The 6,960-nt window shown below is 64.6% G+C and carries 8 protein-coding genes; 4 read left to right on the top strand and 4 right to left on the bottom strand.

All coding sequences use genetic code 11. The features are described 5' to 3' along the window. Positions 1-153: 153 nt before the first annotated feature. Positions 154-888: a pseudouridine synthase gene (locus ABIE56_RS22475; RefSeq protein ID WP_429246041.1), complete on the bottom strand. Its 735-nt coding sequence runs from the start codon at positions 886-888 to the stop codon at positions 154-156. 67 nt (positions 889-955) lie between these two features. Between ABIE56_RS22475 and ABIE56_RS22470 the strand changes: the two genes are divergently transcribed. Then, positions 956-1,867 carry an alpha/beta hydrolase gene (locus ABIE56_RS22470; protein ID WP_429246040.1) on the top strand — a complete coding sequence of 304 codons (912 nt, stop codon included), beginning with the start codon at positions 956-958 and terminating at the stop codon, positions 1,865-1,867. 99 nt (positions 1,868-1,966) lie between these two features. Here ABIE56_RS22470 and ABIE56_RS22465 read toward each other — a convergent pair whose 3' ends face one another. The 3 genes from ABIE56_RS22465 to ABIE56_RS22455 form a co-directional block, all read right to left on the bottom strand. Beyond that, a complete protein-coding gene (locus tag ABIE56_RS22465) occupies positions 1,967-2,671 on the bottom strand; it encodes a C40 family peptidase (RefSeq protein ID WP_429246039.1) in 705 nt (234 codons plus the stop codon). Positions 2,672-2,938: 267 nt separating this feature from the next. Continuing rightward, positions 2,939-3,643, bottom strand: a complete 705-nt coding sequence (locus ABIE56_RS22460; RefSeq protein WP_429246038.1) for a YggS family pyridoxal phosphate-dependent enzyme — start codon at positions 3,641-3,643, stop codon at positions 2,939-2,941. Then, complete coding sequence (locus tag ABIE56_RS22455) at positions 3,640-5,082, bottom strand: M20 family metallopeptidase (RefSeq protein WP_429246037.1); 1,443 nt, start codon at positions 5,080-5,082, stop codon at positions 3,640-3,642. Before ABIE56_RS22455 ends, ABIE56_RS22460 begins: the two co-directional genes overlap by 4 nt. Before the next feature lie 194 nt (positions 5,083-5,276). On the opposite strand from ABIE56_RS22455, the gene ABIE56_RS22450 reads away from it, so the two are divergent. The 3 genes from ABIE56_RS22450 (at position 5,277) to ABIE56_RS22440 (ending at position 6,733) form a co-directional block, all read left to right on the top strand. Further along, positions 5,277-5,609 carry a ComEA family DNA-binding protein gene (locus tag ABIE56_RS22450; RefSeq protein ID WP_429246036.1) on the top strand — a complete coding sequence of 111 codons (333 nt, stop codon included), beginning with the start codon at positions 5,277-5,279 and terminating at the stop codon, positions 5,607-5,609. A gap of 114 nt (positions 5,610-5,723) precedes the next feature. After that, the gene (locus ABIE56_RS22445) at positions 5,724-6,173 is read left to right on the top strand and encodes an SET domain-containing protein-lysine N-methyltransferase (protein ID WP_429246035.1); all 450 of its coding nucleotides are present in this window, start codon (positions 5,724-5,726) and stop codon (positions 6,171-6,173) included. Between the two features lie 17 nt (positions 6,174-6,190). Then, positions 6,191-6,733: a GNAT family N-acetyltransferase gene (locus ABIE56_RS22440; RefSeq protein ID WP_247428191.1), complete on the top strand. Its 543-nt coding sequence runs from the start codon at positions 6,191-6,193 to the stop codon at positions 6,731-6,733. The last annotated feature ends 227 nt before the right edge of the window (positions 6,734-6,960 follow it).

Here is a 6,960-nt window from a genome sequence, read left to right as displayed (position 1 = left end):
AACCCCTATACCCCCACCCCCCCCAAACCAGCAAATAAAAAACCCCCCCCCCGCCCGTGTTGTTTTTTTTAGGAGCGGGGGGGGGGGGGGGGGGGGGGGGGGGGGGGGCCGGGCCCGCCCCCCCCCCCCCCCCCGCTCCTACAGGGTCGCGGCTTACCGGCGGCGCAATGCTTCGATTTCGGCAGGCAGAAGATGCCGCCACGTGCCCTTCGGCAATTCGCCGAGTGGCAGGCCGCCAATCGCAACACGCACCAGCCGCTGCACCTCGAAGCCCAGCGCCGACATCAACCGGCGGATATGCCGGTTGCGCCCCTCGTCCAGGGTGACCTCGAGCCACGCGTTTTTCTCGCCCTGCCGCAACAGCGTAGCGGCCCCGGCGCGTAGCAGCACGCCCTCACCCACCACGCCATCCAGCATTGCCGTGATCGTGTCCTCGTCCGGACGGCCGGCAACCTGCACGTGATACGTCTTCGGTACGTGTGTCGCGGGGTCCGTGATGCCAGCCGCCCATACCGTGTCATTGCTGAGGAGCAACAAACCCTCGCTAGCCTTGTCCAGGCGCCCCACCGGCCCCAGCCATGGGAGCGCCGCGCCCTCCAGCAGCGAGTACACCGTATCGCGCCCGCGTTCATCCGACGCGGACACCACGATGCCGCGTGGCTTGTTCATTACCAGGTATACCGGCGCGGCAGCGTCGGCAGCACCAGCCCCTTCAATATCGATGCGCTCGGGCCCGCGAATACGGAACTCAGGATCGCGCACCACCCTGCCGTCGACGCGCACCTTGCCTTCGCGCGCAAGTTTTTCGGCCTGGCTCCGTGAACAGATGCCGCGTTTGGAAAGCGTCCGGGCGAGGCCAAAGGTAGGGGTCGGTGGGGGCTTGGGCATGAGGGTCGCCATTTTACAGGCGATTGGCTAAGGTCGGTCGGGCCGAACGACACAAGGATGACCTGACGTGAAAGCCCACCTCATCGCCGCCGGCGCCCTCCTCTTCAGCGCCGCGGCCGCAGCCCAGAGCGCTACGCCGGTCGGCGACCCCATGCTGCATCTCTCCACAGTGCAGCTCTATGCGACACCACCGGGCGCCAAAGGCACCGGTATCGAGGACATCCCGACGCTCACCGTGTTTCCACCGTTCGGCGAGCCCAACGGCACGGCGGTGATCGTGGCTCCAGGCGGAGCGTATCGCGGCCTGGCTGGCGACCTTGAAGGCAGGGAAGTGGCGGACTGGTTCGCAACCCGTGGCGTCACGGTTTTCGTGCTGCGTTACCGGCTCGGCGAGACGTATCCGCTGCCCATACCGCTGATGGATGCGCAACGTGCCGTGCAATACGTCCGCGCCCATGCAGCAAGTTACAAGGTCGAGCCCCGCAAGATCGGCTTCATCGGCTTTTCCGCTGGCGGCCACCTGGGCGGCGTACTTGAAACAGAGACCGGTACCGTTCGCGGGGGCCCTGAGGACGCTATCGCGAAGCAAAGCCCGCGCCCGGATTTCGTGATCCTGGGTTACCCCGCTTTTTCGATGTTCGACCTGGCGCAAAAAGACGACCTGTCCTACTGCCCTTCGCTCCACATTCCAGCCGCGACATGCACGCAGGCCTACCTCAAACGTTACACGCCGGCCTTGCACATCACAGCGGCGACGCCGCCCACGTTCATCTATCACACGGCTGACGACGCCACGATCCCAGTGGAAGACAGCGTGAATTACTTCCTCGCACTGAAGCGCGCTGGCGTGCCTGCCGAATTACATGTGTTCGAGAAGGGCGTGCATGGTACGGGGCTGGGCGGGCGGCAGCCATCGCTGCGCCTGTGGCCGGCATTGCTGGAGCAGTGGCTCATCGCCGGTGGATTCCTTCCACACTAGAACGCCTGGGCCTTCCGGACGGCGCTTCCGCAATGGCGGCCGCAAAAAAAAACGGCATGCCGGGGCATGCCGTTTCGGAAAAGTCGTTGAAGGGATCCGTCAGATCTTGGCGATGCCTTCGGGACGCTTGGCGCCGGCGAAGTGCTTGGACCAGTACGCCTCGTTGAGGCTATCCACGCGAACCGTCTTGCCTGCCGACGGGGAGTGGATGAACTGGCCGTTGTCGATGTAGATGCCGACGTGCGAGATGGCCTTGCCGCGGGTGCGGAAGAAGACCAGGTCGCCCGTCTTCATTTCGGTGCGCTTGACCGACAGCCCTGCGAGGAACTGGCTGGCCGAGTTGGTGGGCAGGTCGAGGCCGATGCTCTTGGCGAACACATAGCGGACGAAGCCACTGCAATCGAAGCCGGCGGTCGGGGTACGGCCACCGCGGTGGTAACGGATATCGCGGAGCTTCATGGCGAAGGCCAGGAGGGCTTCGCGGGCGTGGCCGTCGACATGGCCAGCCAGGCGGGCGGTGGCGGCGGCAACGAGGCTGTCGTCCTCGTCATCGCCATCGACGGCGTCAGCTTCCTGCGCATCCTGTGCCGTAGCGACGGTGGCCTTGGGGGCGAACGTCGAGGCATCCGGGATGATGGACTGCGCCAGGCCGGAAGCCGGGGCGAAGACCGGGAGATCGGTAAGGAGCAGCGTCGCGGACTGGTCAAGGCCTTGTGGAGCCTGGACGGTGTCGGCGATGGCGGGTGTTACAGCGGCGATACAGCAGCTAGCAAACGCGAGAGCGGTCAGTCGCTTGAAATGCATGAGCGAGAAGGCCTGTTCCGTGTTGGGTTAAGCCGCCGTTTAGGTGAGACGACCGTGAACGAGGGGTGAAGTTAGCAAACCCCATTAGCCCTGTTGTTGGCATAAAGTTAAAAAGTGCCATTCCTAGGAAAGATTCCGATAATTCCCTAAAAACTTACGGTCCCTTTACGACAATCCTGAACAGATTGAGGCACTTGCTTCACGTATGTGAGCGGTTACGGATCGCCTCACGGCGTTTTGGAGCAGGAATCTGATTAATTAAACTGGTCAGTGTTTGTAATTCCGTGCACCGAAAATCGAGCTGCCAATGCGCACTTCGGTACTGCCTTCGGCGATCGCCAGCGCGTAGTCGCCGCTCATGCCCATGGAGAGCCGCGTGAGCTCGAAGCCGGCGTCGCGGGCCCTGTTACGGCACTGATACACGGTCCGGAAGTTGGCCCGGACCACGGCCTCGTCGTCGCTGTGTTCGGCGATGGTCATCAAGCCGCGCACCCGCAGTGAACTGAAGGCCCGCAGCTCGCCGAGGAAACCCATGAGGTCGTCCGGCGCCAGTCCGCTCTTGCTGTCCTCGTGCGAGGTTTTCAGCTGCACCAGTACGTCGATGCCCCTGCCCTGGGCCTGCAGGGCCTTATCGAGGGCTACGGCCAGGTCCAGGCGGTCCAGCGACTGCACCTCGCTGGCCAGAGCCGCCACGGCCTTGGCCTTGTTGGTCTGCAGGTGGCCGATAACCACCCACTCAAGGCGCTCCGCCGCAAGCGCGGCGGCCTTGAGCTGAATCTCCTGCACCTTGTTCTCGCCAAAGCGGCGCAGCCCCAGGCTGGCGGCTTCTGCCACCACCTCGGGCGCAAAGGTCTTGCTCACGGGAAGCAGGGTCACCTCGGCCGGATCGCGGCCGGCCTCGTGGCAGGCCGCGTCGATCCCCGCCCGCACGGCAGCCAGGCGGCCGGCGAGCGTGGTCAGGTCTCCCGTCATGCCTTCGCCGCTTCCTTGAAGTGACGGGCCACGACACTCGCCACCACCATGCTCACGCGCTTGCCGGTCGGAATGTGCAGGAACTCGTTCGGGCCGTGCGCATTCGAGTGCGGGCCGAGCACGCCGGTGATGAGGAACTGCGCCTGGGGGAACTTCTCGCCGAGCATGCCCATGAACGGAATGCTGCCACCCTCGCCCATGTAGGCGGCCGGCTGACCGAAGTAGTCCTGCGAGGCCTGGGCCACAGTCTCTTCCAGCCAGGGCGAAAGCGCGGGGGCATTCCAGCCACTACCATCCTTCTCCAGGGCAAAGCTGACCTTCGCACCGTACGGCGGGTTCTTCTCGAGCAGCTGCTTGAGGAACTTGCCGGCCTCGGCCCCGTTAAGGGTGGGCGGCACGCGCAGGCTCAGCTTCACCGACGTCTTCGGGCGCAACACGTTGCCGGCGCTCTCCAGCGGCGGCATGCCGCCTACACCCGTCACTGACAGCTGCGGGCGCCAGGTGCGGTTGAGCACCAGTTCGGTGAGGTCATCGGTGGTCGGCTGCATCCCTTCCACGAACGGGAACTTGTCGTAGATCGCGGTACCGAGCACGTCGGCCGACTTGCGGGCCTGCGCCTTGCGCTGCTCGGGAATGTCGACGTAGAGCTCCTTCGGGATGATCTTGCCGGTTTCCTGGTCTTCCAGGCGGCTCAGCAGATCGCGCAGGATGCGGAAGCTGGAGGGCACCACGCCGGAGGCATCGCCCGAGTGCACGCCCTCTTCCAGCACCTGCACGGTCAGGTTACCGCCGGTCATGCCGCGCAGCGAGGTCGTGAGCCACAGCTGATCGTAGTTACCGCAGCCCGAATCCAGGCAGACGACAAGCGCCGGATTGCCGATGCGATCGGCCAGGTGATCCACGTAGTACGGAAGGTCGTAGCTGCCCGATTCTTCACAGGCCTCGATCAGGATGACGCAGCGCGCGTGGGGCACGCCCTGCTCACGCAAGGCCAGCAACGCCGCCAGCGAACCGAAGATGGCGTAACCATCATCCGCACCCCCGCGCCCGTAGAGCTTGTCGCCCTTCAGCACCGGCGTCCACGGACCCAGGTCGTCGGCCCAGCCCGTCATTTCCGGCTGCTTGTCGAGGTGGCCGTAGAGCACCACGGTCTCATCGGTGCCGGTGCCGTTCGTGCCCTGCGCGGGCACATCGATGTAGATCAGCGGCGTACGGCCTTCAAGCCGCACCACCTCCAACGTGGCGCCCTGCAGCGCCGGCAGCTTCGAACGCGCCCAGTCCTCCATCAGCTTCACCGCCTGATCCATGTAGCCGTGCTCGCGCCACTGCGCATCGAACATGGGCGACTTGTTCGGAATGCGGATGTAATCCATGAGCTGGGGGACGATTTCCTGGTCCCACAGGCCGCTTACGAAGGAGGAAATGCGGGAGGTATCCATGGCGCGCCTTGCGTGTTGGGGCAAAGGGGAATTGTAGCAGCGCGGCCAGCGAAGGCCTGCGGCGTGTAGTCCGCGGCCCTCATTCAGGGCCGTTCGAGCCGTACACCACAGCGCACGTTACACCGCTTAGCGCGCAGGCCGCGTCAGCGCAAAGTGCCTCTGCGCCATCCGGCGCCCTTCCCCAGGAGCCATCCATGTCCGTTCGCCACCTGTTACTCGCCGCCGCCCTTATGGCGGCCCCCGCCTTCGCCTCGACCCCCGTCAATATCAACACGGCCGACGCCACCACGCTTTCCCAATCGCTCGATGGCGTAGGCCTGGCCAAGGCACAGGCCATCATCGCCTGGCGCGAGGCCAACGGCCCGTTCGGCTCCGCCGACCAGCTCACCGAGGTCAAAGGCATCGGGCCGTCGCTGGTGGAACGCAACCGCGATGCGATTCAGGTCGATGGCGGAAAAGCGTCGAAGCCCCGTTCCGCCAAGGCCGGCAAAGCAAAGAAAGCCCCGACCGCCGAAGAGGATGGCTGAGGCAAAAGGGCCGCTCGCGAGAGCGGCCCTTCCACTTCTCGCCCAACGCGCTACACTCGCGCCCCATGCCGGGCCGGGGGGCCGCAGGCACGGAACTGGGGCGAAGAAGATCCAATGATCCTTCCGCGTTACCGCATTGCCGAGTCGACCATTCAAGGGGCCGGCAAGGGGCTGTTTGTCGATGAATTCGTCGCGGCGGGCGCCATCGTCACCGCGCCCGACGAGATCGACAAAACCTACCGATGGGCCGATATCCAGGCCTCTCCCGATCTGTACTCCGCCGCCCGCTGGTTTGAGGACCGCTACACCATGTCCCCCGACTGGCCGGACGAGTGCTACGTGAATCACAGCTTCCAGCCGACCGGCCTGTGGCATCTCGGATTTATATTTGCTGCCAAAGACTTGCCGCAAGGCACTGAAATTACAGTGGATTACCGTCACCTTCTGGCGCCAGGCCAGGTTGAGGCCTTTGCCGATGCCCAAACTGGTGAGAAAATAACCGGCTTGTCCTGGCAGGAAAGCCTCCGCGTGAGCACTCACGCCTTGGCTACCCTGCTCGGTTGAAACTTCTGGTCACCTCGATGGCAACTGCAGATATCCCTGTCCTGGAAACGCCGCGCCTGCGGCTCACCGCTCTCACCGAACGCCATTTCGACGATTACGCCAGCATGCTGGCCGATGCCGAAAGCACGCGCTGGATCGGCGACGGGCAGCCGTTGGATCGCATGAATGCGTGGCGTTCCATGGCCATGCTGCTCGGCCACTGGGCGCTTCGCGGCTGTGGCATGTGGGCGATCGAATTGAAAGACACCGGCGAGTTTATCGGCCGCGCTGGCCTGATGAAGCCCGAAGGCTGGCCGGACCTGGAACTGGGCTGGATGCTGAAGCCGGAGCACCGCCACCACGGCTACGCGACGGAAGCCGGCTCGGCGATCCTCGATTTCGCGTGGAACCAGATGCACGCGCAGCGCGTGATCAGCCTGGTGCGCATCGGTAACGAAGCGTCAGACCACGTGGCGGAGCGCCTGGGCGGCGAGCACATCGACAATATCGATTTCCTGGGCGGCGCGACGCACCTGTTCGCGTACTACCCGCCCCACCGTGAAGTCCGCCGCGCGGGCTGAGCGTCATCGCTGTGCTGACATAAGAAAAGGCCGCGAACGATCGCGGCCTTTTCGTTTTTGGCACTCTCAAGAAGGCTCGCCTTCGGCCTCGCGGGCTCGGCTTGCGCCATCGCGTTCTACACTTGAGCCTTGGGGCGGAGAGCCCTCGGTGCCCTGTCGTGGTCAAGTCTTTCTAGACACCCGATAGGGTGGTTTATCGCGCCGCCTGTAGCTCGTGGATGGCTGGC

Source organism: Luteibacter sp. 621, assembly GCF_050435445.1.
GTDB lineage: Bacteria > Pseudomonadota > Gammaproteobacteria > Xanthomonadales > Rhodanobacteraceae > Luteibacter.
The sequence above is the reverse complement of the archived record's forward strand: the minus strand, read 5'-3'. Positions and strand labels throughout refer to the sequence as shown.

What these genes read in the sequence shown, in the direction of transcription:
- ABIE56_RS22475 (WP_429246041.1), bottom strand. Translation starts at nt 888, where the DNA reads ATGCCCAAGCCCCCACCGACCCCTACCTTTGGCCTCGCCCGGACGCTT.
- ABIE56_RS22465 (WP_429246039.1), bottom strand. Translation starts at nt 2,671, where the DNA reads ATGCATTTCAAGCGACTGACCGCTCTCGCGTTTGCTAGCTGCTGTATC.
- ABIE56_RS22460 (WP_429246038.1), bottom strand. Translation starts at nt 3,643, where the DNA reads ATGACGGGAGACCTGACCACGCTCGCCGGCCGCCTGGCTGCCGTGCGG.
- ABIE56_RS22455 (WP_429246037.1), bottom strand. Translation starts at nt 5,082, where the DNA reads ATGGATACCTCCCGCATTTCCTCCTTCGTAAGCGGCCTGTGGGACCAG.
- ABIE56_RS22450 (WP_429246036.1), top strand. Translation starts at nt 5,277, where the DNA reads ATGTCCGTTCGCCACCTGTTACTCGCCGCCGCCCTTATGGCGGCCCCC.
- ABIE56_RS22445 (WP_429246035.1), top strand. Translation starts at nt 5,724, where the DNA reads ATGATCCTTCCGCGTTACCGCATTGCCGAGTCGACCATTCAAGGGGCC.
- ABIE56_RS22440 (WP_247428191.1), top strand. Translation starts at nt 6,191, where the DNA reads ATGGCAACTGCAGATATCCCTGTCCTGGAAACGCCGCGCCTGCGGCTC.